The 24906-nt window shown below is 70.0% G+C and carries 21 protein-coding genes and 1 pseudogene; 6 read left to right on the forward strand and 16 right to left on the reverse strand.

The genetic code is table 11. The features are described from left to right. Positions 1-165 precede the first annotated feature (165 nt). The 3 genes from OHT21_RS16605 to OHT21_RS16615 form a co-directional block, all read right to left on the reverse strand. Positions 166-1212 carry a BMP family lipoprotein gene (locus tag OHT21_RS16605; protein ID WP_328769096.1) on the reverse strand — a complete coding sequence of 349 codons (1047 nt, stop codon included), beginning with the start codon at positions 1210-1212 and terminating at the stop codon, positions 166-168. Between the two features lie 345 nt (positions 1213-1557). Further along, a complete protein-coding gene (locus OHT21_RS16610; protein WP_328769097.1) occupies positions 1558-2601 on the reverse strand; it encodes a BMP family lipoprotein in 1044 nt (347 codons plus the stop codon). 308 nt (positions 2602-2909) lie between these two features. After that, positions 2910-4139, reverse strand: a complete 1230-nt coding sequence (locus OHT21_RS16615) for a M20 family metallopeptidase (protein ID WP_328774108.1) — start codon at positions 4137-4139, stop codon at positions 2910-2912. Between the two features lie 358 nt (positions 4140-4497). Here OHT21_RS16615 and OHT21_RS16620 point away from each other — a divergent pair, with 358 nt between their 5' ends. Continuing rightward, the gene (locus OHT21_RS16620; RefSeq protein WP_328769098.1) at positions 4498-5145 is read left to right on the forward strand and encodes a class I SAM-dependent DNA methyltransferase; all 648 of its coding nucleotides are present in this window, start codon (positions 4498-4500) and stop codon (positions 5143-5145) included. Positions 5146-5224: 79 nt separating this feature from the next. Here OHT21_RS16620 and OHT21_RS16625 read toward each other — a convergent pair whose 3' ends face one another. The 4 genes from OHT21_RS16625 to OHT21_RS16640 all read right to left on the reverse strand — a co-directional run bounded on the left by OHT21_RS16625 (position 5225) and on the right by OHT21_RS16640 (position 10957). Then, entirely contained in the window at positions 5225-6364 is a 1140-nt protein-coding gene (locus OHT21_RS16625) for a hypothetical protein (RefSeq protein WP_328774109.1), read from the reverse strand. A gap of 858 nt (positions 6365-7222) precedes the next feature. Next, positions 7223-8170, reverse strand: coding sequence for an N-acetylneuraminate synthase family protein (locus OHT21_RS16630; RefSeq protein WP_443050379.1), 948 nt, complete (start codon positions 8168-8170; stop codon positions 7223-7225). 14 nt (positions 8171-8184) lie between these two features. Next, entirely contained in the window at positions 8185-9483 is a 1299-nt protein-coding gene (locus OHT21_RS16635) for an N-acylneuraminate cytidylyltransferase (RefSeq protein ID WP_328769099.1), read from the reverse strand. Between the two features lie 163 nt (positions 9484-9646). Then, entirely contained in the window at positions 9647-10957 is a 1311-nt protein-coding gene (locus OHT21_RS16640; RefSeq protein ID WP_328769100.1) for a DUF6716 putative glycosyltransferase, read from the reverse strand. A 198-nt stretch (positions 10958-11155) separates the two neighbouring features. Here OHT21_RS16640 and OHT21_RS16645 point away from each other — a divergent pair, with 198 nt between their 5' ends. The 3 genes from OHT21_RS16645 to OHT21_RS16655 are packed head-to-tail and all read left to right on the forward strand — an operon-like array spanning position 11156 to position 14675. Beyond that, on the forward strand, positions 11156-12133 hold the full coding sequence (locus OHT21_RS16645; protein ID WP_328769101.1) for a glycosyltransferase family 2 protein: 978 nt from the start codon (positions 11156-11158) through the stop codon (positions 12131-12133). Further along, a complete protein-coding gene (locus tag OHT21_RS16650; RefSeq protein WP_328769102.1) occupies positions 12130-13464 on the forward strand; it encodes a polysialyltransferase family glycosyltransferase in 1335 nt (444 codons plus the stop codon). Before OHT21_RS16645 ends, OHT21_RS16650 begins: the two co-directional genes overlap by 4 nt. Then, entirely contained in the window at positions 13461-14675 is a 1215-nt protein-coding gene (locus OHT21_RS16655) for an acyltransferase family protein (RefSeq protein ID WP_328769103.1), read from the forward strand. The genes OHT21_RS16650 and OHT21_RS16655 overlap by 4 nt, the downstream gene beginning before the upstream one ends. Positions 14676-14729: 54 nt before the next feature. Here OHT21_RS16655 and OHT21_RS16660 read toward each other — a convergent pair whose 3' ends face one another. After that, on the reverse strand, positions 14730-14813 hold the full coding sequence (locus OHT21_RS16660; RefSeq protein WP_328774111.1) for a hypothetical protein: 84 nt from the start codon (positions 14811-14813) through the stop codon (positions 14730-14732). Between the two features lie 60 nt (positions 14814-14873). On the opposite strand from OHT21_RS16660, the pseudogene OHT21_RS16665 reads away from it, so the two are divergent. Beyond that, positions 14874-15194 (forward strand): annotated as a pseudogene (locus OHT21_RS16665) (aromatic-ring hydroxylase C-terminal domain-containing protein); the annotation flags it as partial. Here the strand turns inward: OHT21_RS16665 and OHT21_RS16670 are convergent. After that, entirely contained in the window at positions 15170-16750 is a 1581-nt protein-coding gene (locus OHT21_RS16670; protein ID WP_328769104.1) for an acyl-CoA mutase large subunit family protein, read from the reverse strand. The pseudogene OHT21_RS16665 and the gene OHT21_RS16670 sit on opposite strands and share 25 nt — an antisense overlap. Before the next feature lie 253 nt (positions 16751-17003). Between OHT21_RS16670 and OHT21_RS16675 the strand changes: the two genes are divergently transcribed. Continuing rightward, positions 17004-17858 (forward strand): L,D-transpeptidase family protein, encoded by an 855-nt coding sequence (locus OHT21_RS16675; protein WP_328769105.1) that lies wholly within the window; start codon positions 17004-17006, stop codon positions 17856-17858. A 214-nt stretch (positions 17859-18072) separates the two neighbouring features. Here the strand turns inward: OHT21_RS16675 and OHT21_RS16680 are convergent, their stop codons facing one another. The 7 genes from OHT21_RS16680 to OHT21_RS16710 all read right to left on the reverse strand — a co-directional run bounded on the left by OHT21_RS16680 (position 18073) and on the right by OHT21_RS16710 (position 24706). Further along, the gene (locus tag OHT21_RS16680; RefSeq protein ID WP_328769106.1) at positions 18073-19218 is read right to left on the reverse strand and encodes a hypothetical protein; all 1146 of its coding nucleotides are present in this window, start codon (positions 19216-19218) and stop codon (positions 18073-18075) included. Continuing rightward, on the reverse strand, positions 19218-19880 hold the full coding sequence (locus OHT21_RS16685) for an RNA polymerase sigma factor (RefSeq protein ID WP_328774112.1): 663 nt from the start codon (positions 19878-19880) through the stop codon (positions 19218-19220). Before OHT21_RS16685 ends, OHT21_RS16680 begins: the two co-directional genes overlap by 1 nt. 425 nt (positions 19881-20305) lie before the next feature. After that, positions 20306-20995, reverse strand: a complete 690-nt coding sequence (locus tag OHT21_RS16690; protein WP_328769107.1) for a hypothetical protein — start codon at positions 20993-20995, stop codon at positions 20306-20308. A 36-nt stretch (positions 20996-21031) separates the two neighbouring features. Next, positions 21032-21649, reverse strand: coding sequence for an RNA polymerase sigma factor (locus OHT21_RS16695; protein ID WP_328774113.1), 618 nt, complete (start codon positions 21647-21649; stop codon positions 21032-21034). Positions 21650-21808: 159 nt separating this feature from the next. Continuing rightward, positions 21809-22381 carry a hypothetical protein gene (locus OHT21_RS16700; protein WP_328769108.1) on the reverse strand — a complete coding sequence of 191 codons (573 nt, stop codon included), beginning with the start codon at positions 22379-22381 and terminating at the stop codon, positions 21809-21811. A 110-nt stretch (positions 22382-22491) separates the two neighbouring features. Then, positions 22492-23001, reverse strand: coding sequence for a hypothetical protein (locus OHT21_RS16705; protein WP_328769109.1), 510 nt, complete (start codon positions 22999-23001; stop codon positions 22492-22494). A gap of 106 nt (positions 23002-23107) precedes the next feature. Then, positions 23108-24706 carry a beta-N-acetylhexosaminidase gene (locus OHT21_RS16710; RefSeq protein WP_443050380.1) on the reverse strand — a complete coding sequence of 533 codons (1599 nt, stop codon included), beginning with the start codon at positions 24704-24706 and terminating at the stop codon, positions 23108-23110. Positions 24707-24906: the final 200 nt, after the last annotated feature.

Here is a 24906-nt window from a genome sequence, read left to right on the forward strand (position 1 = left end):
GGAAGGGGGTCGTCTACGCGCGCCCCTACGGCATCGGAAGAGGGGCGACTGACCGCCGACAACGGGGTACGGGGAGAAAGACTCCCGGTACCCCGTTCAGCGGAGGTAACCCCGCGGTTACCAGCGGCCACTCGGGGCCGCCGCACTGCTCGTGGTCCTGCCGGATCAGCTGGTCTTGACCTTGATCTCGCCGCTGATGATCTTCTCCTTGGCCGTCGTGATGGCTGTCTGGAGCTCGGTGTTGTTCTTGAACTTCGGATTCGAGTCCGCGAGGCCGACCTGACCTGCCTTCAGATCGCCCCTGACGATACCGGTCGCTGGTTTGCCGTCCTCGACCGACTTGGCGAGGTTGTACACCGCCTTGGCGACGTCCTTCGTCGCCGAGGTGAGGATGTGGTTCTTGTACTTGGCGAGGGCTTCCTGCTGGTACTGGTCGGAGTCGACGCCGATCGCCCACACCTTGCCCGCGGCGGCGGCCTCGATCACACCCTGGCCCGAGAGACCCGCCGCCTGGTAGACGACGTCGGCCTTCTTCTCGATCTGGCTCTCGGCGGCCGTCTTGCCCTTGTCGGGGCTGGAGAAGCCGCCCTCCTCCGCGGTCTGCGTCAGGTACTGCGAGAGCACCTTGACCTTGGGGTTCGTATCGGCGACGCCCTGCTTGTAGCCCGCCTCGAACTTGTGGATCAGCGGGATGTCCACACCACCCACGAAGCCGACCGTGTTTGTCTTCGTGGACTTGGCGGCGGCGACACCGGCGAGGTACGAGGCCTGCTCCTCGGAGAAGACCAGGTCCGCGACGTTCTTCGCCTCGATGGTCGCGTCGTCGACGATGCCGAAGGTGGTGTCCGGGTACTTCTCCGCCGCCTCCTTCACAGCCGTCGCGTACGCGTAGCCGACGCCGACCACCGGGTTGTAGCCCTGCTTGGCCAGCGACGTCAGGCGCTGCGTCTTGTCGGCGTCCGTCTCGCCCTCGGTGGGCTCGACGTCGGTCGTCTCGTAGCCGAACTCCTTCTTCGCCTGCTCCAGGCCCGCGTACGCCGCGTCGTTGAAGGACTGGTCGCCCTTGCCGCCGATGTCGTACGCGATGGCGAGGCCCTGGTTGCCGTCAGCCTCCGAGGAGGCCGAGGTCGAGGTGCCGCCACAAGCGGTCAGAGCGAGGGCGAGAGAGGTGGTCGCGGCGCCTGCGAGAGCTAGGCGGGAAACCCGGCGCATTGGTTGGTGCTCCTGTCGTACAAGGGCGGCCTTGGTGAAGTCCGGTGCGGTTTCGCGCCCCGTAAGGGGCGCGGGGCTGTATTTAATTTGCGGCTCCGCCGCGTGGGCGCGACCAGCCCCCACCGGCCCGCGGGTACATCACGGTTCTTTCAGCGGAGCGCTACGCGCCTCACGGTGGGACTCTGGCGCTGGCTTCGCCGCAGAGTAACGCGCGTAGACCTACGAGAAAACCCCTGCCGTTCACCTTGTTATCCGGCCGTGAACAACATCGCGGGCCCCGGCGAAAGACGAGCAGGCGGGCGCCGTGGGCGCCCGCCTGCCTCCCCCAGTCGTGCCGAGCAATCGTTACTCGGTCTTGACCTTGATGGAGCCGTCGATGATGGCCGCCTTGGCCTTGTCCACCGCGTCCTTGAGGCCCGCGACCTTGGCGTACTCCGGGTTGGTCTCGGAGAGGCCGACGCCGTCCACCTTCAGGTCGAAGGTCTGCACGCCGGTCAGCGGCTTCTTGTCCTCGACGGACTTGGCGAGCGCGTACACAGCGCCGCCGACGTCCTTGAGCGCCGAGGTCAGGATGTAGTTCTTGTACTTGGCGAGCGCCTGCTGCTCGTACTGGTCGGAGTCGACGCCGATCGCCCACTTCTTCTGCGTGGCGGCGGCCTCGATCACACCCTGGCCGGAGAGACCGGCGGCCTGGTAGACGACGTCCGCGTTCCGCTCCAGCTGGGACTCGGCGGCGGCCTTGCCCTTGTCGGGGCTGGAGAAGCCGCCCTCCTCCGCGGTCTGCGTCAGGTACTGCGAGAGGACCTTGACCTTGGGGTTCGTGTCCGCGACGCCCTGCTTGTAGCCCGCCTCGAACTTGTGGATCAGCGGGATGTCCACACCGCCCACGAAGCCGACCGTGTTGGTCTTGGTCGCCTTGGCGGCAGCGACACCGGCGAGGTACGAGGCCTCATTCTCGGCGAAGACCAGGGACGCCACGTTCTTGCCCTCGACGACCGAGTCGACGATGCCGAAGCTGACGTCCGGGAACTTCGCAGCGACCTCCTTCATCGCAGGGCCATACGCGAAGCCGACACCCACGATGGGGTTGTAGCCCTGCTTGGCCAGCGAGGTCAGGCGCTGCACCTTGTCGGCGTCGGTCTCACCCTCGGTGGGCTCGATGTCGGCCGTCTCGTACTTGAACTCCTTCTTGGCCTTGTCCAGGCCAGAGAAGGCGGCGTCGTTGAAGGACTGGTCGCCCTTGCCGCCGATGTCGTAGGCGATGGCGAGACCCTTCTCGCTGTCGCCCTCGCTTCCTGCCTCACTACTGGTGCCGCCACACGCCGTGGCAGCGAGCGCGAGCGACGCGACCCCCACCGCGACCCGGGTCAGTTTGGATATCCGACGCATCTCGAAGTTCCCCATTCTCCAAAGCTCCCCGCAGTGGGTGCTCAGTTCGGCGCACAGTAACGCGCGTAGACCTTCGGGGGAATGGGGTACCGCCGGGCTGTTATCCATTCGTGCCAATGGCCGGTTAAGTCCTTGTGAACCACGGCCTCGAAAGGTGCGGTTTGGCGCAAAACACCCCTCACGGACCTCACACTCCGTATGCCCGAACGTCCTCTACCTGACGGTGCGCGCGCCGCAGCGGCACGCGCACCAGCTGCTACGGGGGTGGGCCTGGCGCAACCGGAGTGACGCCGTGGAATCCCCCTGGCTTACAGAGTCCCGTCGGCCTCATCCAGAAGAGCGGTCGCCGTGAAGAGCTCGACACCGACCGTGATGGCGTGCTCGTCGGCGTCGAAATCGCCCTGGTGCAGATCCCGTACGCCGCGCTCGCCGGGCGTCCGCACGCCCAGGCGGGCCATCGCGCCGGGCACGCGCTCCAGGTACCAGGAGAAGTCCTCGCCGCCCAGGCTCTGCTCGGTGTCCTCGACGGACTGGGCGCCGAAGCGGGTGGCCATGGCCTCGCGGAGCAGTTCGGTCGTCATCGGGTCGTTGACGACGGGCGGGACGCCGCGGATGTAGTTGATCTCCGACTTGGCCTTGTAGAGGTTGGCGATCTCGTCGATCGCGGCGTGCACGAGGTCGGGGGCGGCCCGCCAGGAGTCGAGGTCCAGGCAGCGCACGGTTCCGGACAGCTCGGCGTGCTGCGGGATGACGTTGCAGGCGTGCCCGGACTCGATACGGCCCCAGGTGACGGCGAGTCCGCTGCGGGCGTCGACACGGCGGGCGACCAGAGCGGGCACGTCGGTGACGACGCGGGCGGCGGCGGTCACGAGGTCGGTGGTGAGGTGCGGGCGCGCGGTGTGTCCGCCGGCGCCGTCCAGCGCGACCTCGAGCCGGTCGCAGGCCGAGGTGATGGGTCCGTGCCGCAGCCCGATGCGCCCCGCGTCGACCCGCGGATCGCAGTGCACGGCGACGATGCCTCCGACTCCGTCCAGGGCTCCGGACTCGATGGCGTCGGGCGCGCCGCCGGGCAGCACTTCTTCGGCGGGCTGGAAGATCAGCCGTACGGCGCGCCGCAGCAGCCCCTTCTTGTGCAGCTCGGCGAGGACTAGTCCCGCGCCCAGCACCACCGTCGTATGGACGTCGTGTCCGCAGGCGTGCGCGCGGTCGGGGACGGTCGAGCGATACTCGCAGTCGACCTTCATGTCCGGGATCGGCAGCGCGTCGATGTCCGCGCGCAGGGCCAGCATGGGGTGGGCGGGGTCCGGTTCGCCGATGTCACAGATGAGCCCGGTTCCGATGGCGAGCACACGGGGCCGGAGCCCGGCGCGCTCCAGCCGTGCCTTGATCGCGGCGGTGGTACGGAACTCCTGGTTGCCGAGCTCCGGGTGCATATGGAGGTCTCGGCGGAACGCCACGAGTTCCGCGCGCAGGCTCTCCGGGAGCGTGCCGGGGAGCACGGCTCCGCCGGTCGTTTCGGCCTCGGACTCTAGGGACATCACTTGGTTCACCCTTTGAAGGGTAGGGCGACTAGGGGGCCGACTGCCCCACGATCAACAAAAATTCAGCCAGTCAGGCAAGAAAACCCGGCCACGCGCCGCATACATATCGGCGGCGATGGGTAAACTCGCCCGCCTTTCGGCCCGGCCCAGGACCTCCGGTGCCGCCGATGGAGGCCGGACCTCGGTGCCTGGTCTTCTACGCATACCACGCATCCGCATCGCGGGCAGTTCTGCTCACTTTCCGGGACGCCCGCCCGTGGGTGCGCCGCCCCGCCCGCCCTCGAAGCCGACGTTCGGCCGAAGAACGAGTGAACCGCGGCCACCGACCCCATGCGGCGCAGTATCGTCCCCGAGCGTGAGCGAACCGGACTTCATACGTGACACCCGCGCGTCCTACGACTCGATAGCCGCCGAGTACGCAGACCGCTTTCCCGACGACCTGGCGCATAAGCCGCTGGACAAGGCGCTGATCAACGGGTTCGCCGAGCTCGTGCGGAGCGCCGGGGTCGGACCCGTGGCCGATGTCGGATGCGGTACGGGGCATGTGACGGCGTACCTCAGCAGCCTGGACACGCCCGTGTTCGGGATCGACCTCTCGCCGAAGATGGTGGCGATGGCGCGGCAGGCGTACCCGGAACTCCGTTTCCACGTCGGCTCGATGACGGCCATCGACCTCCCGGGCGACGTGCTCGGCGGAATCGCGGCCCTGTACTCCACGATCCACATCCCGGACGACCAACTTCCGGACGTCTTCACGGAGTTCCACCGCGTACTGGCCCCCGGCGGCCATCTGCTGCTGGCCTTCCAGGCGGGCGACGAGCACTTCGAGCTGACCGAACGATTCGGCCACACCATCTCGCTGGGCTATCACTGGCGGCGCCCCGAGAACGTGACCGATCTCATCGACAAGGCCGGACTCGTCATGCACGCCGAGGTCATCCGCGAGCCCCACGAGAACGAGAAACTCCCGCGCGCTTTCCTGCTGGCGCGCAAGCCCCACTGAGCGCCGGCATTGGGTTCGCGCTGAGCCCGTGCCGGACCGCCTCAGATCGCTGTCTGAGGCATCGCTGTCTGAGGCAGCCTCAGATCGCGGTCGTCACCGCCGACAAGCGGTGTACGTCCCGGGCCGTTCCCGTGACCCCCGACAGGAAGCCCTGGGCGCGCGGGGAGGCGGTGGCCGTGAGCCATGCCGGGTCGATGTCGCAGACGGCGACGCGGACTTCGGTACCGGCGAGGGCCAGCGGGAGGGTGTGGACGACCGTCGAGGGGAAGCTGAGGATCGTACGGCCTATGGGGCCGCGGCGGGCGATCAGTTCGAGGGGGAGGTCCGGGCGGACGATCTCCAGGCCGGTTTCGACGGCCAGCCGGTGGAGTTTCTCGGTGCTTTCGCGGCGGTGCGCGAAGTAGCGGGTCGCGCCGTAGGTCTTGGTGAGGCCCTTCACCGCTTCGACGTAGCGGTCGGGGTCCACGACGCCCGTCTCCACCAGGGAGGTGCCCACGAGGTCGGCGCCCTTGGTGAGGCGCGGCGGGCCGAAGCGGGCGCGGGTCCAGGAGAAGTCGTTGGCGGTGACGTGGACGCCGTCGGGCGTCTCGGTGATCGGCATGGAGGAGAACACCTCCACGCGACGCCCCGAACCGGGCGTGAGCCGACGCCGAGCCGAGGCCGATACCGGCCCGAACACCAGGTCACGCGGCCCAGGCCGCCCGCCGCGTCGGTGCCAGCGCACGAGGCGTTCACCGCGGGCAAGCTGGGAAACGAACTCCATCGTCGCGGTCCCGTCGTCCACGACGACGAGATCGCGAGCGCGGGTAATGGTGAGCAGAAGCTGCACGTAACGGGAGAACGGGTCCCCCATGACGATCCGCTTGGCCCGCCGCAACAAGGGCGCCAGCCCGCCCACGGTGTGAAACGGCGCGGTAGCCCCACCCCGAGCCTCCTCCCACCGCACCTCGTGCCCCTCACCCCGGGCAAGCTCCGCCATTCGGCGCAACTGGCCACGGGTCATGGGGTCGTTGGGCGACAGCACGACGAGGGTGAGCCCGGTGTGGACCACGGCGGCGGAAGCGCCGGGCGCGGGCCCGTCCGCTGGGCGGGTGGCTTCCGGCGCGGGGCCGGGGACCGGGTCGTCGGCCGGACGGGTGGCCCCCGGCTGCTCGCCGAACGCCTCCCCCGGCACGGACGCCGAGCCCGCCGCGGGCGTCGGCCCCGCGGTCCCGGGCATCGGATCGGACACCGCCGAGGCCGCATCCGGCGCTACGCCGTCCGTCGACTCGTCGTCTCCGAGATCCGCAGCGGACGTCAGCCTCGCCGCAGGCGTCCGCCCCACAGCCCCGGGCAACGGACCGGACACCGCCGAAGCGGCATCCGTCGCCGCGCCGTCCGTCGACTCGTCGCTTCCCAAATCCGCTGCGGGCGCCGGGCCCCCGAGCCCGGAACCGGTCCCCGCCTCGGCGACATCCGATGCCGTGAGGCTCGCGGGCCCGCCGGTCCCTGGACCGACCGCAGGCGCATCACCGCCGGGCACGGAACCAGACGCCGCCTCCGCAGCATCCGGCCTAGAGCCGGGGGCTGGTCCGCCGGCCGGGTCGGTGGCCCCCGGGCGCTCGCCGAACGCCGCGCCCGGCACGGGCGCCGAGGCCGCATCCGACGCCGCGACGCCTTCAGGCCCGCCGGTCCCCGGACCGACCGCAGACGCCGCACCGCCGGGCACGGAACCAGGCGCCGCCGCGCCAGTACCCGGCGTAGAGCCGGGCACTGGTCCGCCGGCCTGGTCCGTGGTCCCCGGCCGAGCCGACGGCGCCGACGCTGACGCGGGCGTCACCCCCGTACCGCCGGGCGCCGCTCCCCCGGCCCCCGCACCAGGCACAGCCCCGCCCGACTCCCCCGCCCCCCGGAGGGCATCGGCATGTGCCCATTCCAGGACGTTGAGGAGTTGGACCGGGCTCTCCACGAACGCGAGTGTGTGGGGGGAGGCCGGGCGGGGGCCGGCTGATCCGGCGCGGGGGCTCATCGACGTATGACCGTCGCTTCCGTGAGTACGGACTGGGGATCCGTGGATACGGACTGGTGGGGGGCGGGATCAGACCGAGACCGGCTCGCCCGCCGCCGCGGCGATCTCCGCCTCGGCGACGACACCGGAGACGCGGCGCAGCTTCTTCATCGGGCCGAGCTCGGAGTCGTACACCTTCTTGATGCCGTCGCCGAGGGAGGCCTCGATGGTGCGGATGTCGCGGACGAGGCGCTGCAGGCCCTGCGGCTCCACCGACGCGGCCTGGTCGGAGCCCCACATCGCGCGGTCCAGCGTGATGTGACGCTCGACGAACGTGGCGCCGAGGGCAACCGCGGCCAGCGTGGTCTGCAGGCCCGTCTCGTGGCCGGAGTAGCCGATCGGGACGTTCGGGTACTCGGCCTGAAGGGTGTTGATGACGCGGAGGTTGAGCTCCTCGGCCTTCGCCGGGTACGTCGAAGTGGCGTGGCAGAGAAGGATGTTGTCCGAGCCCAGGACCTCGACCGCGTGGCGGATCTGCTTCGGCGTCGACATGCCCGTGGAGAGGATGACCGTGCGGCCGGTGGCGCGCAGGGCGCGCAGCAGCTCGTCGTCCGTCAGGGACGCGGAGGCCACCTTGTGGGCGGGCACGTCGAACTTCTCCAGGAAGGCGACGGCCTCGGTGTCCCACGGGGAGGCGAACCAGGCGATGTTCTTGGACTTGCAGTACTCGTCGATCTGGCGGTACTCGTCCTCACCAAACTCCACACGGTGGCGGTAGTCGATGTAGGTCATGCGGCCCCAGGGGGTGTCGCGCTCGATGTCCCACTGGTCGCGCGGGGTGCAGATCTCCGGGGTGCGCTTCTGGAACTTCACGGCGTCGCAGCCGGCCTCGGCCGCCGCGTCGATCAGCTTGAAGGCGTTCTCGAGCTCGCCGTTGTGGTTGATGCCGATCTCACCGGTGACGTACACGGGCTGACCGGGTCCGGCGGTCTTCGAACCGAAGGTGCGCAGACGGGAGGTCGAATTCACAGCGCTCATGACAGGTACGTTCCTTATTTGTCGAGGGAGTCGAGAGAAGGACCGAGGATCCAGCTGGCGATCTCTCGGATCGCGCCGTCGCCGCCGGGGACGGTGGTGACCGCGCGTGCGGCGCCGCGCACGACGTCGTGGGCGCTCGCGACCGCCACGGGCCAGCCCACGAGGGCGAAGCACGGGAGGTCGTTGACGTCGTTGCCGACGTAGAGCACGCGCTCAGGCGCGATGCCCTGCTCCTCGCACCACTGCTTCAGTGCGAGGTCTTTCCGGTCGATGCCGTGGAGCACCGGAATCTTGAGCTTCCGGGCTCTGGCGGCGACGACCGGGTTCTGCTCCGTGGACAGGATCAGCATCGTCAGGCCGCTCTTGCGGAGGGCCGCGATACCGAGTCCGTCCCCGCGGTGCACGGAGACGAACTCCCGTCCGTCGGAGTCGATCAGCACCCTGTCGTCCGTCTGGGTGCCGTCGAAGTCGAGGACGACCGCGTCGATGTCGGAGGCGGTCGGGAGGGCGCCGGGCCGGTTGGCGTCGAAGAGCGGCGCGAGCGCGCGGGCCCGGGCGAGGTCGTGCGGGTCGTCGATCTCCAGCACGCGCGCGGGGTCGGTGCGTACGAGCTCCGTGCGGCCGAAGAAGCGGTGCTTGTGCTCGCGGAGCCCGGCGGCGTTCATGGCGTACGCGGCGCCGGTCTCCAGCAGGTCCTGCGGGCGGTCCTGGCGGCGCGGGCGGAACGACTTGTCGTGGTTGACGCCGTAACCGCCGTCCGTGGCCGTGGTGTTGGCGACGGTCGTGCCACCGCCGACGGCCTGGGTGGCCTGGGTGTCGACCACGGCAGGGTCGTCGTCGGCGTCCCGCCAGATGAAGCCGTGGAAGGGAGCCACGGTCAGCGCGGTGTCCGCGCCGTTCTCCACGACCGCGCCCGCGACCCCGTCGAGGTCCTCGCGGACGATGAACGGGCTGGTGCACTGCACCAGGAGCACCACGTCGACCGCGGCGCCGTGCAGCGCCTCGTGCGCGTCCATGGCGTGCAGGACGGCCGCCTCGGAGGTGGCCGTGTCACCGGCGATGGCGGCGGGGCGCAGTACGACCTCCGCGCCGGCCTCACGGGCGGCGGCGGCGATCGCCTGGTCGTCGGTGGAGACCACGACGTCCGTCACCAGCCGGGCCGCACGGCACTCGCGCACCGCGCGGGCCACCAGCGGCACACCGCCGACCGGGAGGAGGTTCTTGGCGGGGACGCCCTTGGAGCCGCCCCGCGCGGGGATCACCGCAAGCACGCGACGCACGGGCTTCGCTTGACCCGCTTCCGAGTTGGTCATTGGCTGTACTCCTTGGTTGACGGTCGCGTGGAAGTCCGGCGCTGTGTCGCGCCCCCGAAGGGGCGCGGGGCTGCATCGATTTGCGGCTCCGCCGCGTGGCGCGACCAGCCACAACGGACCCGCAGATTCACGACGGCACCAGCACCGGCGGCGGAGCGGAACGTCACAGCTCCCCCATCCGCCGGATGACCGGCGCCACCCGCTGCACCCCGTGCCGGTAGGCACCCCGCGCCGCCCGGCGCACGATCTGCCGTACGGGCCCCGGCTCGGTGTCGGCGGCGGGCGCGCCGGGCAGCGGGCTGCCGTCCGGGGCGAGGTGGTGGCGGGCGAGGATGCCGGGCAGATAGCCGGGGGCGGTGACGGGCGTGTAGTAGGGGGCGAGGGAAGGGAGTTCGCCCTTGTCGAGCAGCTCGGCGATGCGCGTACGGGCCGTGTCGAAGGCCCTCTCGTACGAGCCTCCCTCGGCGGCGACGCCCTGCCGCGCCACCCACTCCTCGTCGGGCGAGGGCTTGTGCCCGGCGTCGAGCTGGTCCCAGGAGGCCAGGCACCCGGAGCCGACGAAGTGGTGGTTGCCCAGCGACTCGCGCACGCCCAGGTCCGTGAGCAGGACCGTGGGGATGCGCCGGTGCAGGGACTCGAGGGCGGCCGTCGAGCTGACCGTGACCAGCAGGTCGGTGCGGTCGAGGACCTCGCCCATATGCCCGTACACGAGGCGGAAGTTGGCGGGCAGGTCGAGGCGCTGCGCCAGCTTCTGGTAGGGCTGCTCCTCGATGTGCGTGGTGTGCTCGCCGGGCTTGGAGCGCAGCTTCAGCAGGACCTCGCGGTCCGGGTGCAGCCGGGCGTGCTTGACGAGCCGCTCGAGCAGGTACATACGGTCCTTGCGGCTCTCCGGCACGGAGGGCTGCGCGGCGAAGACGACGGTGTACGGGTCGTGCTTCTCGTACGCGTCGCCGCCGAGGAACGGCAGCGCGACCTCGGTCACGGAGGAGGCGTCGGCGCCCACTCCCTCGTACACGGCGGTGAATCGCTCCGCGTCCTGGCGGGAGTTGGCGAGGACGAGGTCCGCGCCGTGCCGCAGGAGCAGCCCGTCGGCGAGCTTCTCGTATACGACGCCGACATAGCCGGTGACGACCACGGGCCGCTTCGTACGCTCCCGCCAGGCATGCCCGAGTCCGTGCAGCATCGCCTGGACGGCGCCGCCGACGAGGGCGAGCACGACGATGTCGTACTCCGCTTCCCGCAGCGTGCGCAGGAATTCGACACCGGTGACCTCGCGGAGCGAGTCCGCGCGGACGCCGACCTCTTGGAGCTGGCGGGCGGTGGGGGTCGCACGGCCGCGCAGGAGATAACCGTCGAGGCGAATGTCCGATTCGGCCGGTGCAACACGGTTCGCGGTGAGCGCGCCCCATTTCCACCGGGTATCGGAATCCGCGAGAACGGCTACTCGCAGAGAGTTCGAGGTACTTGCTGGCACATGGAAGACGCTAGGAAGTGATTCCGATGCGCGGCCCAACCGAAATGCAACAAAGGGTTAACAGCACATCGCCGAATGGCGAATCGGGCCCGGATCCGCGCAGAAAAAGGCTGGGTTCACCATTCCGCCACGCGCCGTTCACCTGACATCTCACCATCGGTCAAGACGAATGCCGGGCAGCCGCCTAACGTCACGTGGGTGGTCAAGCTCTCCGTCATCGTGCCGTTCTACAACGTGCAGCAATACGCACCCGACACCCTGAGGAGTCTGCGTGCCAACGCGCGCCAGGACTTCGAATTCATTCTCGTCGACGACTGTTCGCGCGACGAGACACCGGACATTCTCGCGCGCGCGGAGCGCGAGCTCCAGGGTGCCGTGTACGTCAGACACGAGCAGAACGGAGGTCTGGCGACCGCGCGCAACACGGGTATCGACGCGGCACGCGGCGAGTACCTGACGTTCCTCGACGGCGATGACTGGCTCGCGCCCGGGTATTACGAGCAACTCCTCGCCGCCATCGAGGACTTGGGCGTCGACTTCGTCCGTACCGACCATGTCCAGACGACCGCGCGGGCCCGCTCGATCCACCGCTTCCCGCACGGCAGGCGCGGTGTCGTACTGAACCCGCGCGAGGCGATCCTGCCCGCCGACCGCTCCACGGCCGTGGACTACGCGTACGCCTGGGCGGGCATCTACCACCGCCGCCTGGTCGACCAGGGTGTGCTGCACTTCACCGACGGACTGCGCACGGCCGAGGACCGGCCGTGGATCTGGAAGCTGCACCGCGAGGCCGAGTCGTTCGGTGTGGTGGGGCTGCTCGGCGTCTTCTACCGGCGCGGGGTTTCGTCCTCGCTGACGCAGATCGGGGACGTACGGCAGCTGGATTTCATCCGCGCATTCGACCAGGTCGTACGGGAAACGGCCGAGGACCGGGAGGCGGATGAACTCCTGCCGAAGGCCGTTCGGACCTACTGTGCAATTATTTCCCATCACCTGGGTTCCATCGAAAGGTTCGAGCCTCCCGTGGCACGGAAACTGAAGTCGATGAGTGCCGTCGCATTGCGGCGTATGCCGCAGGACGTCCTCGACGAGGCCCTCGACTCCATGGACGTACAGCGCGCGACGCGGCTGCGCCGGCTGCGCCGCCGTCCGGTGTCCGCGGGGGTGGCGGCGTGACCACCCAGATTTTCATGGCGTCGACGCTGTACGGCACGGCGACGCTGGCGGCGGCGGTCGACGCCGACTGTTTCCGCCCTGCCGACCGGCGCATCCTGCTGGTCTCCAACAACTCGGCGACGCCCGAGACTTCGCCGGGCATCGACGAGATGCCCGGCTTCGAGCGTCTGCGCGGCCGGTTCGACGAGGTGGTCTCCTGGAACGAGACCATCTCCCCTTTCCACCCGGGCGGCTGGTCGCCGCGCATCAACGACGTACCGCTGTGGGAGCGGCATCTGCGGCTCGCCTGGAATCTCGGTGACGACGACATCGAGCTGGCCGTCGAGTCGATCCAGGTGAACCCGGCGCTCGGGGTCGCGCAGATCTTCACGGGCGCGCCCATCACGGTCTACGCCGACGGTCTGATGAGTTACGGCCCCACCCGTAGCAAGATCGACCCGCTGGTCGGCACGCGCATCGACCGGCTCCTCCACCTGGACCTGGTGCCGGACCTCAAGCCGCTGCTGCTCACCGAGTTCGGCGTCGAGCCGGAGATCGTGCCGACGGACGCGTTCACCAAGGTTCTCGCCGAACTCATCGACACGGGCGACGAGTTGCCCGTCATCGAAGAGCCGGCCCTGCTGCTCGGCCAGTACCTCTCCGCGCTAGGCATCCTCACCGCCGAGCAGGAAGAGGACCTGCATGTACGGATGCTGAAGGGCGCCGTCGAACTCGGCCACCGACGCGTGGTGTTCAAGCCGCACCCCAGCGCCCCGGCCCGCTGGTCGCGCGCCCTGGAGAAGGAGGCCGAGAAGCTCGGTGCCGACCTCACCGTGCTGGACACCCCGGTGCTCGCCGAGGTGCTCTACCAGCGGATGCGGCCCGCGCTGGTCGCCGGCTGCTTCTCCACGGCGCTGCTCACCGCCTCCGCGCTGTACGGCCTGCCCGTCGCCCGGATCGGAACGGAGACGCTGCTGGAGCGCCTCACGCCGTACGAGAACAGCAATCGCGTCCCCGTGACGATCGTGGACGCCATGCTGCCGGAGCTGACGGACCAGAAGGCGGTCACCGAGCAGCGCAAGGGGCTCGGCACGGACCAACTGACCGAACTGCTGCGGGCGGTGGGCTACGCCATGCAGTCCAAGATCTACCCGGATCTGCGACCGGCCGCCGAGCGGTATCTGTCGCGCCACCTCAACGGCCATACGTGGCGCTACTTCAAGCGCCGACGGCTCACCTCGCTGGCCCTACCCGGCGCGGTGCCGACCCAACTGGCCTTCATCCCGCGCAACGCCACCGTACGCCGCGTGGCCCGTCGCGCCCGATCGCTCAAGAGGGCAACTCTCGGATGACTTCGGTCAACACAAAGCCCGCCCCGACGGCCTCTTCGGAGGCGGGCACCTCCCCCCACAGCACCTCCCCCCACGGCACTGCTCCCCACAGCACCGCCACCGTCAGCACCAGCCCGGGGGGCACGTCACAGCCCCGGATCATCGCCCGGCCCCGCGCCTCCCGCCTTCGCGCGCTCGACGGACTGCGGCTGATCGCCGCGCTGATGGTCGCCGCCTACCATTACGGCGGCCGCGACGGCGAGGTCGCCAAGGCCTGGGGCTCCTCCGCGAAGTTACAGTTCCCCACTCTGCATGAGTGGTTCGCGTACGGCTGCCTGGGCGTGCACATCTTCTTCGTCATCAGCGGCTTCGTCATCTGCATGAGCGGCTGGGGACGTCCGCTGCGTTCGTTCTTCGCCTCGCGTGCGTCACGGCTGCTGCCGTCCTACTGGGCGGCGGTGATCCTGGTGACGATGATCTTCGCGCTGCCGGTGGTGGCGTACAAGGCCGTCTCGCCGAGCGACGCGCTGCTGAACCTGACGATGATGCAGCAACCCCTGGGCGTGGACCGGGTGTTGGGCGTCTGCTGGACGCTGTGGGCGGAGGTCCGCTTCTACGCGCTGTTCGCGCTGTGCGTCGTCATGCCGGGCGCGAACCGCCAGGGCATCATCCTGTTCTGCGCGGGCTGGACCATGGCCGCCGCGATCGCCCAGGCGGCGAACGAACCGCTGCTCGACCTCGTCCTCATGCCCGAGTACGCGCCGTTCTTCATCGGCGGCATCGGCCTCTACCTCATCCACCGCGACCGCCACGACGCGTACGCCTGGGGCATCGTGGGCATCAGCTGGCTGATCGGCCAGCACTACGCGGTGTCCAGCCTGTGGCACGCCCCCAACCCGGACTTCTTCTCGTACCGCACCTCGTCCGGCATCATCCTGGTCGTCACCTTCGGCTTCATCGCGGTGGCCGCGATCGCCCTGGGCTGGCTGAACTGGGCCCACTGGCGCTGGCTGACGGTCGCGGGCGCCCTGACGTACCCCTTCTACCTGGTACACGAACACCTCGGCTGGGTCGCCATCAAGGCCTACCACCAGACCCTGAACATCCCGTCGTCCGCGACCTTGCTCCTGACGATCGCGACGATGCTGCTCCTGGCGTGGCTGCTGAACCGCCTGGTCGAGGACCGCATCGGGCCCCGGCTGCGCTCGGCACTGGCGAGGCCTCGTCGCTGAACGAGGCCTCGTCGCTGAACGCGCCCTCGCCGAACGGCCCTCGCTGACGGCCCGTCAAGATCCTCGCAGCGTCGCGTCGATCCCGGCGATGATCGCCGCGAGGCCTTCCTCGAAGCCACGGTCGTGGTCGCGGAACATCTCCTCACCCGCGGCCACGGCGAGCGGATACGCGGCGAGCCGTTCGGCACGGGCCGCGAGGACGCCCTCCACGCGGGCGACCACGCTCCGGACGGCAGGCGGGGCGGCGTACGGCTCTTCGACGCGTTCCGGGGGCCGCACTGGACGTTGCTCACTGTGGGCAGGCGCCCCGAACTCCCGCCCGTGGACAGCGACTTGGTGCACACGGTCCACATCCCGCCGTACAAGCCATACGGCACCGGCGTGTTCCTGATCCGCCCGGACGGGTACGTCGGCTGGGCAGGCGAGACGGCGGAAGGGCTGGCCGAGTACTGGGCCCGGTTCGGCGACCGTCGCCGGTCAGCGAGTGACCGGGCTCAGAACGCGTCGCTCGGCACGTAATTGCCCCAGACCTCCCGGAGGGCGTTGCACACCTCGCCCACCGTCGCGCGAGCCCTCAGGGCGTCCTTCATCGGGTAGAGGACGTTGTCCGTGCCCTCGGCTGCCTTCTTCAGGGCGGTCAGGGCCGCGTCCACCGCTCCCTGGTCGCGTTCGGCGCGGAGCTTCGCCAAGCGCTCCGCTTGCTGGGCCTCGATGGCGGGGTCCACGCGGAGGGGCTCGTACGGGTCTTCCTCGTCCAGCTGGAAGCGGTTGACGCCGACCACGACCCGTTCGCCGGAGTCCGTCTCCTGGGCGATGCGGTAGGCCGAGCGCTCGATCTCGCCCTTCTGGAAGCCGTGCTCGATGGCGTTGACGGCGCCGCCCAGCTCCTCGACCTTCGCCATCAGTTCGACGGCCGCGGCCTCCACCTCGTCCGTCATCTTCTCGATCACGTACGAGCCCGCGAACGGGTCGACCGTCGCCGTCACATCCGTCTCGTACGCCAGCACCTGCTGCGTACGGAGCGCAAGGCGGGCGGACTTGTCGGTCGGCAGGGCGATGGCCTCGTCGAAGGAGTTGGTGTGCAGGGACTGGGTGCCGCCCAGCACGGCGGCCAGGCCCTGGACGGCGACGCGGACCAGGTTCACCTCCGGCTGCTGGGCGGTCAGCTGGACGCCCGCCGTCTGCGTGTGGAAGCGCAGCATCAGCGACTTCGGGTTCTTCGCGCCGAACTCGTCCCGCATCACCCGGGCCCAAATGCGCCGCGCCGCACGGAACTTGGCGACCTCTTCCAGGATCGTCGTACGCGATACGAAGAAGAAGGAGAGGCGGGGGGCGAAGTCGTCCACGTCCATGCCGGCCGCGACCGCCGTACGCACGTACTCGATGCCGTCGGCGAGCGTGAAGGCGATCTCCTGTACGGGTGAGGCGCCCGCCTCGGCCATGTGGTAGCCGGAGATCGAGATGGTGTTCCACTTCGGGATCTCGGTCTTGCAGTACTTGAAGATGTCCGCGATCAGGCGCAGGGAGGGCTTGGGCGGGAAGATGTACGTGCCGCGCGCGATGTACTCCTTGAGCACGTCGTTCTGGATCGTGCCCGTCAGCTGGTCGGCGCTGACTCCCTGCTCTTCCGCGACCAGTTGGTAGAGCAGCAGGAGCAGCGAGGCCGGCGCGTTGATCGTCATCGACGTGGACACCTTGTCCAGCGGGATCCCGCCGAACAGCACCCGCATGTCGTCGATCGAGTCGATCGCCACGCCCACCTTGCCGACCTCGCCGCTCGCGATCGGGGCGTCCGAGTCATGGCCCATCTGGGTGGGCAGGTCGAAGGCGACGGACAGACCCATCGTGCCGTTGGCGATGAGCTGCTTGTAGCGGGCGTTGGACTCGGTGGCCGTGCCGAAACCGGCGTACTGGCGCATCGTCCAGGGGCGGCCCGTGTACATCGACGGGTAGACGCCTCGTGTGAACGGGTAGCGGCCCGGCTCCCCCAGCTTCTCGGCCGGGTCCCAGCCCTCCAGGTCGTCCGGCCCGTACACCGGCTCGATGGGCAGTCGGGACTCAGACTCGCGCGCCATGGTGTGTGCCTCCGCTTGCTTCACATACTCGCCAGTACAGACGACCCTCGCCACGGACTGTAGTGGTGGCCGTGCGACCGGTGGAGAGTCCCAGGCTAGGAGCTTGCTCACAGCCCGGACGAGACCCCGGTCACAACCGCGTGCAACCACGCGCCCGGTCACCACCATGCCCCGTAGTTCGCGCCCAAGCACCCCCGGGAAACCTCTCAAAGTGCGCGGTGAGCAACGGGGGGTCCAGATGCGTACTCCAGGCATGTGGAGATCAGTCACGGCTGTCGTGGTGCTTGCTGCGGTGAGCGGCTGCACGGTCCAGACCGCCGGTACGTCCGGCGCGTCCGGTCCGTCCGCCGAGCCGGACCCCATACACATCTCGACGGCGCCGGTCGAGACCCCCGACGACCCCAAGCGCGCAAGTCCCGAGAAGCCTGCCCAGCCCGCCGAGGACGACGAGGCCACGAAGCCCCCGGCGCCGCCTCCCAAGGTGCTCTGGGCGCGCGGCGACCAGGGCAGAGACGTACGCGAGGTGCAGGCCCGGCTGCGGCAGATCGCCTGGTTCTTCCAGGCCCCGACGGGGACGTACGGCCCGGCGACGGTCGCCGCCGTCAAGGGCTTCCAGGGCAAGCGGGGGCTGCCGCAGACCGGGCAGACGGACTCCGTGACCTGGCGGCGGCTCCTGAACATGACGTCCGAGCCGGACAAGTGGGAGCTGTACGCGGCGGGCGACCAGCCGGCCGCGAAGCCGGACCCGCGCTGTATGACGGGCCGCGTGATGTGCATCAGCAAGACGAGCCGCACGCTGCGCTGGATGATCGACGGCAGGACCCTCTCGACGATGGATGTGCGCTTCGGCTCGCAGTACACACCCACGCGGGAAGGCCGGTTCAACGTCACCTTCAAGTCGCGCCACCATGTGTCGACGCTGTACGACACCCCGATGCCGTACGCCATGTTCTTCAGCGGCGGCCAGGCGGTCCACTACTCCTCGGACTTCGCGGCGACCGGCTACAACGGCACCTCGCACGGCTGCGTGAACGTACGGGACGAGGCGAAGATCGCGGCGCTGTTCGCACAGGTGAGGAGCGGCGACAAGGTCATCGTCTACTGGTGAGCGCCGGGGTCGGGAGGCGGCGAGGAGAGTGGGGCGCGGGCGGGACCGGGGGAACGTGTCCCGCCCGCGCCAATGTGCACTGAGCCATGGGTACGGGGGGAACCCCGGCTCGTGCGCCAGCCGATGACCAGTCGGCTCACTCAATACTACGCTACCGCCGCCAAAAGTGTCACACCCTGCGCAGCAGACCTTTGCGGGCGTACGAAAACGCAGGTCAGGGCCACGACGGAGTCAAGGACCGCGGAGTCGTGCCGCCCGCTGAGGCCAAGGTCGACGTCTCTCCGCCGGAAGTGGTCACCTGGGCGAAGGTGGAGGTGGAGGTGCGGGCCGGGATGGCGCGGCGCCGGACGTCGCGGGTCGGGGCGTGGCCGGTCGGCGTGAAGTGGGTCGGGGTTATGTCACCGGGCTCGTCGTCGTTGCCCTTCCCGTCCTTGCCGCCCTTCCCTCCCTTCCCCTTCTTGTCGCCACCATGGTGGTCACCGTCGTCGGAGTCGTCCCCGTCGTCGTCGGAGCCCTGCCCGTTCCCTTTGGGCGCGTCGTCGTGGGCTTCGGACTGCTTGAGGACATTCGTGCAGTACTGCTGTACGCGCTCGGGCCCGCTCGCCGCGTCCTCCAGGCTGCGTCTGCGGTCGGGGGCGAGTTTCTTCCCGTCGCGGACGTCCCGGCAGTCGGCGGTGACCTTCTTCCACCAGCCCTGGGAGCGCGCCTCGTTGCCGGCGTCGCCCCCTCCGGGCTGCGGGGTCGTGCTCCACGGCGTCTTCTCGGGCCTGTCGTCGGTGCCCGGAGCCGAGGGGGAGCCGTCGCCGGTCGGGGCGCCCGCGTCGCCGTCCGGTTCCGGAACCGCGGGGGCGCCGCGCCCCGTCTCGCCGGGGGACGGGGTGATCAGCGGACGCCTCGGCGTTTCGGGTGCGGTCACCGTCGCCCCGGGTTCCGGATCGTCGTCGGTGAACGGCAGCACTCCGGGCGTGGCGACCGCCGCCCCGCCGAGCATCCCGGCGGCCAGCGTGGCGGCGAGCCCGTAACGCAGCGGTCGGGCCAGGCGGGACCGACCGCGACGATCCGCCGAGGCACGGTCGAGGCGGACGAGTCCCGCGTCGGCGGAGGTGGCCGTGTGGCGGTGCCCGAAGGTCGCGTGCTCCTCGTCGCGGACGGTGCGCGCCTTGCGGAATGCGGCCAACGCATTGGCCTCGCCCGGGAGTTCCGCGCTGCTCGGCGGGGGTTCGGCGGTCAGCGCGCCCAGTGCGCGGACGAGCCGGTCGGCCTGATCGCGGTCGTCGGCGCCGACGCTTTCGAGTGGCTCTCCGCGCAGCAGTCGTTCCGCGGCACTGCGGTCCAACCACTTGTACTGCTCGTCGGCCATCACATGTCCTTCTGCGTCCGCGAACGCATATGCGTCACACCTGCGGACGACACCGCGTCGCTGCGCGGCTCTCTTTGGGGTGGTACGGCACTCAGGGCGCCGGTGGATTCCGGATCCGCGCCGAGCAGCTCCGCGAGCCGCTTCAGACCGCGGTGCGCCGCCGTTCGGACGGCTCCCGGGCGCTTGCCCAGCGTCTCGGCGGCGGTCTTCGCGTCCAGGCCGACGACGACGCGCAGTACGACGGCCTCCGCCTGGTCCTGCGGGAGCTGGGCTATGAGGGACAGCGTGTGGCCGGTGGCGAGCGCCTCGATGGCCTCACCTGCGGTGTCGGACTCGGCCGCCCGCCCGGTGAGTTCGGTCTCGTCGCCGCCGATCGCCGGGCGCCGGCCGCGCATCCGTATGTGGTCCAGGGCGCGGTTGCGGGCGATCCGAGCCGCCCAGCCGCGGAAGCGGTCGGCGTCTCCGCTGAACCGTTCGAGGTCACGGGCGATCTGCAGCCAGGCCTCGGATGTGACGTCCTCGGCGTCCGGTTCGCCGACCAGCGTCCGTACGTAGCCGAGCAGCCGTGGGTGCACGGCTCGGTACACAGTCCGGAAAGCGGTCTCGTCCCCGTCCTGTGCCGCAAGCACCGCGGCGGTCAGCTCCGCGTCGTCCCCCAGCACGCGCGCCCCTTTTGCGCCTAAGCCGGCGCCGCTCTCGCGGACCGGGTTCTCGCTGTCGTCGTTCCTCAGTTGGTGGATGCGGTCCTGCCCCGCATCCGGCGCGAAATGCACGGTACGGCCAGAAAGCATCTGGCGTCCATGTGCGTACAACGTACAAGCAACTCGTTCCGAGCCGGGGTGTGACAGAAAACGCACCCCCGGCGCTGTAGAGAGTACGGGTCGCCGCGCGGCCCGTGCCGCGCGACGGTCGGGGCCTCTCCTGTGGGGGGTGGCGGCCCCGGCCGTTGCCATCGGCCGTGGTCACGTTGCCGTCGCAGACGCCGGGCCACGCACTTTCTCCGGGCACACCACCGTTTCTCACCCGGCACCCCGCCGTAGTTCTCCGGGCGTATCGCCGCATCGGGTGAGTGGCCGATCAGGCCGGATCAGTCCTTCGGGCCCTTGGTGGGGTCGTCGCCGGGTTCCTTCGAAGGTGTGGCTGTCTTGCCGGGCTCGCTCGGCACGGTCGGCTGATTCGGGGTGGCCGACTGGTTCGGAGTAGCCGAGTGGTCCGGAGTGGTCGGCTGATTCGGGGTGGTCGGCAGGTTCGGGGTGGCCGGCTGATTCGGAGTGGTCGGCTTGTCGCCCGTACGGGGGTCCGATGAGCCCGGCTTCTTGACCGGCTCACCTGACGGCTCGGCCTCGTGGTCCCGCGCGGACGACGCACGGTCGGAGGGTGTGGCCGAGAGGCCGTCGCCCTGCCCGGGTGTCCCAGGCCCGGCGGCAGGATCCTCCGCGGGCCGGTCCGGTGCGCTCTTCGAGGGCCGCGGTACGTCGCCGCCGTCGTCCGGGGTGCCGATCGAGCCGACCGAGCCGATCGACGCGATGGCCACGCCGCCGAGGGTCGCGCTCGCCAACAGCGCGGCCAGCGTCGCCCGCAGCGAGCGCCCGAGCCTGCGGTGGGCCCCCCGCCGCCAGTCGTCCCGTCGCCGAGTGCGCGCGCGATGGGCTCCCGACTGGCGGGCGGTGCGGAAGGCGGCGAGGGCGCGGTCCTCGGCGCCGGGGTCGAGGGAGTCGGCGCGTACGGCGGCGGCGAGGAGCTCTTCAAGGGTGGGTGCGTCGTGTCGTTCACCCATGTCCGTGTCCACCCTTGCCCAAAGCTCGCTTGCCGTTCATCCCGACTCCCCCAGCGTCCTCGGGCCGTCATCCGTCACACCTTCGGCGCCCAACTGGCGAGCGAGCGTCTTCAAGCCCCGGTATGCGGCAGTACGTACCGCTCCAGGGCGCTTGCCCAGCACACGCGCCGCGGCGGGACCGTCGAGGCCGACCACGACCCGCAGCAGCACGGCCTCGGCCTGGTCGCGCGGCAGTCGCGAGACCAGCTCCAGGGCGTGCTCCGTGGAGATGGTCTCCAGTGCCTGCTCGTGTGTGTCGTGTCCGCCGGGGAGTCCGAGAACGTCCTGTTCCAGCGCCGACGGCCGCGGCCGGGTCTTCTGCCGCCGCAGATGGTCGAGCGCCCGGTGCCGGGCGATGGTCGCGGTCCAGCCGCGGAATCCGGCGCCGTCTCCGCGGAACCGCCCCAGATCCCGGGCGATTTCCAGCCAGGCGTCCGAGGCCACGTCCTCCGCGTCGTCGCCGACCAGGCCGCGCAGATAGCCGAGCAGTCCGGGCTGCACCAGCCGGTACGCGACCGAGAAGGCGTCCTCGTCGCCCTCCTGCGCCCGCGCGACGGCCATGCCCAGTTCCCCGTCGGCCGCCTGTCCGCGGCGGGGTTCGCCTGCCTGGCCCAACACTGTCCTCGTTCGCACCGAGTTCGTACCGAGATCCGCGCCACGCGTCATGGATCACCTCGAAGGCGTGCCCTGGGCCTGCCCCCCGAGACGATCAGCGCCGGGACGTCCAGAAATGTCACAGCGCACGCATATGGGGCAGCCTTCTGAGGTCGCCTCTCAGGCCCGTCCGCGGGCCCGCCGGGACACGACCGCGCGCAGTACGCGCCGCCCCTCCGTCGACAGGTCAAGGGCCTGCCGCAGACTCGCGGCGCCGCCGGACAGCAGCTCGAGTATGGCGATCTGGCGGCGCAGTTCGGCGGCGACGAGGGGCGACATGTCCTGCGTACGGCCCTCGCGGCGGGCCGACACCGAGGCCGCGCCGTCGTCCGCGGCGTCCAGCAGCCGATGCACCTGGAGGGCGGCTACGGAGCAGGCGTCGGCCCATTCGCGCAGGTTCTCGGCGGAGCGCTCCACGGGCGCGGCGTCGAGCATGCGGTGGGCGAGCGCGGCGGCCTCGCCCTCGGAGGCTTCCAGGGCATCCGGGGCCTGAGAGGCGTCCAGCTCCGCCCGGGCCCGCTCCACGCGCTCGCCCCAGTCTCCGGCTTCCGCGCCCTCGGCGAGGCTCGCCCACAGCGGGCGCAGTACCTCGTCGTCACCGCCCAGCAAGGGTATGCAGCGGTCCAGGCATGCCAGACCGCTGGCGGCGAGACCGCGTTCGTCGGCCTGAGCGATCAGTTCCACCAGGCTCATCCACGCCTCCCTACGGTGGGGCGCCTCTTGTTGCGGAGCCCGCACTTCCCCTTACTGCGTCCTCCGTGGCCGGAACGTCACAGTGCGGAGTGGCCGGATCTGGCCGCCTCTCAGCCGCGCATCACCCCGAGCCGGTCCAGGAACTGGAAGAAGAGCATCTCGGCGGACGGGTCCGCGTCCGCGGTGAACACCTCGAGAAGCTGCTCCTCCTCCGCCGTACGGCCCGCCGCGGCGGCCCAGGCCACCGCCCGCTCGGCGGCGTCACGCGGCTCGAGGAAGTAGTCCTCGACGGTCAGCCCGTTCTCGGCGTCGCCTACATAACCGGCCATCGCGTCCCGTGCCAGGCAGGTCGTCCACGCCACGCTCTCCGGCGCGGCGGCCTCGACGATCACGCAGGCACTGTCCATGACGTACCCGAAGAGCGCGGGCGCGCCCGTCTCCTGGGCGAGGTGGCTCATGCTCCCGACATCACCGGTGCCGTCCTCGATCGGGTACTCCCAGACCTGCCAGCCGTCGTCGGCCCTCTCGTGCAGCGTCAGCCCCTTGGCCTCCGCCAACGCGTCCAGCTCGGCGAGTGGTGACTCGCTCTTGCCGACGACGTAGTACCCCCAGTAACCCATTCCGGCTCCCCCGGCATCGCGGATCTTCTCGGGCTCAAATCCATCACAGTCGTACGACCGTTCGCTACCTAAACGGTCAACTCATCCCAAGCGCACCGACTCGGCATCAGTCCAGCTTCTGAGCCAGTTCGGTGAACTCCCCCCATGACGCTCCCGGCGTCCGCGGATCCCACAGCTTCTGCCCCAGCGCCCGCAGCGGCATCCGGATCCCCGAGGCCACCTGGTCCTGGGTCTGGGAGTTCGCGAGATCGCACCAGACCGCGAAGGAGCCGCCGAGGATCTGGTCGTCGTACTCCTTGGAGACCGGGGTGGTGCCGCGCAGGACGAGGGGGGTCCACTGCTCGTAGATGCGCTGGCCGGTGGGGTAGACGAACTGGTTGGGCTGGCCGAGGACGTAGTACAGGTACTCGTCGTTGTAGTTGATCACCTCGCGGCCCGCCCGCAGATACTCGGCCGGCTCACGGGCGCCGATCTCCTTGCCCGTCCAGTACGCGACCTGGATGTCGTCGGCTGCCTGGACGGCGCCCCCGGCGAAGAAGCCGTCGTTCCAGGCCCGCGTCGTCCGGTCGTGCCCGCGCATCAGCTTGGCGCGGTCGTTGAGCCAGCCGGTCGCCAGGTCCGCGACGCCCGCGTTCGCCCCGTACTTCTTCTGCGCGGCCGCGGCCAGCTGCGGATAGGTCGCCTCGGGGTTGGAGACCATCAGCGCCCGGTACTCGTCGGCGCCGAGGTGCCAGTACCGCCCGGGGAACAGCTCCGCGTATTCGTTCAGCAGCTCGTCCACGAGGTCCGCCGCCGCGGGCTTGGAGATGTCGATGGTCCCCTGTGGGGCAGAACCGCTCGCGCTGCGCAGCTGGAGCTCGGGGTGGGCGTCGAGCACCGCACCCAGGTGGCCCGGCGAGTCGATCTCGGGGACGACGGTGATGTGCCGGCTCTCGGCGAGGTCGAGGATGCGGCGCACCTCGGCCTTGGTCAGATGCTGCTCCGAGACGACCTCGGGGTGCTTGTCGGACTCGATCCGGAAGCCCTGGTCGTCGGAGAAGTGCAGGCCGAGCTGGTTGTACTTCAGATCTCCAAGCTCACGGATCCGGTCCTCGATCCACCCTGCCGTGAAGTGCTTGCGCGCGATGTCCAGCATGAACCCGCGCTGCGGCTTCGCCGGACTGTCGCGTACGACTCCCTCGGGCGCCGCTCCGTCCGCCCGCACCGCCTGCTTCAGGGTGCGTGTCCCATAGAACACGCCCGCGTCGGCGGGCCCGCTGATCCGCACCCGCCCGTCTTTGACGGCCATCGTGTACGACTCGGCTCCGGCCTTCTCGTCGGTGAGCGCCAGTTGTACGTCCCCGGCGCGGGCCTCGCCTGTCCCCGCGTACCTGAGCTTCAGCTCCCCGGCGAGCAGCCGCCCTTCGTCCGCGAGGTCGGCGTCGTTCACGACCACGCGGCTCCCGCCGGCCGGACGCCAGCCGGGTCCGCGGGCGGGCGTGTGCTCGCGTACGGCCGGGATCGTCCGAGGTGTCGTCGACATCGGGTACGTACGACTGGGGGACGGCGAGGCCGCGGGCGGGTCGGTGGGCTGCTGTGTCATCGCGGAGTTTCCCCCGTTCGGCCACAGAGAGACCGTCAGGGCCGCGGCTGCCGCCACGGTCACTCCGGTCCCGACCAACAGAGGCCTCTGGCTCCCGGACAGCTGGGCCTTCCAGCCCGTCATCGCCCGGCGCCTACGCCCGTTCACCACAGATCACCCAATCATTTGCCTTGCTCGTTCCCCCGTAATCCTGGTCTTGGCCCAGGCCCTCAGCTCACCACGCCACCGTCCACCACACGATCCGAAACTCTGCCGTCCGGGTGAAATTCGGGCATCCGACGGACACCTTCCGTCAGCCTCGATAGCGTGAACGTCACATCTCA

Origin of the sequence: Streptomyces sp. NBC_00286, from assembly GCF_036173125.1 — a bacterium.
GTDB lineage: Bacteria > Actinomycetota > Actinomycetes > Streptomycetales > Streptomycetaceae > Streptomyces.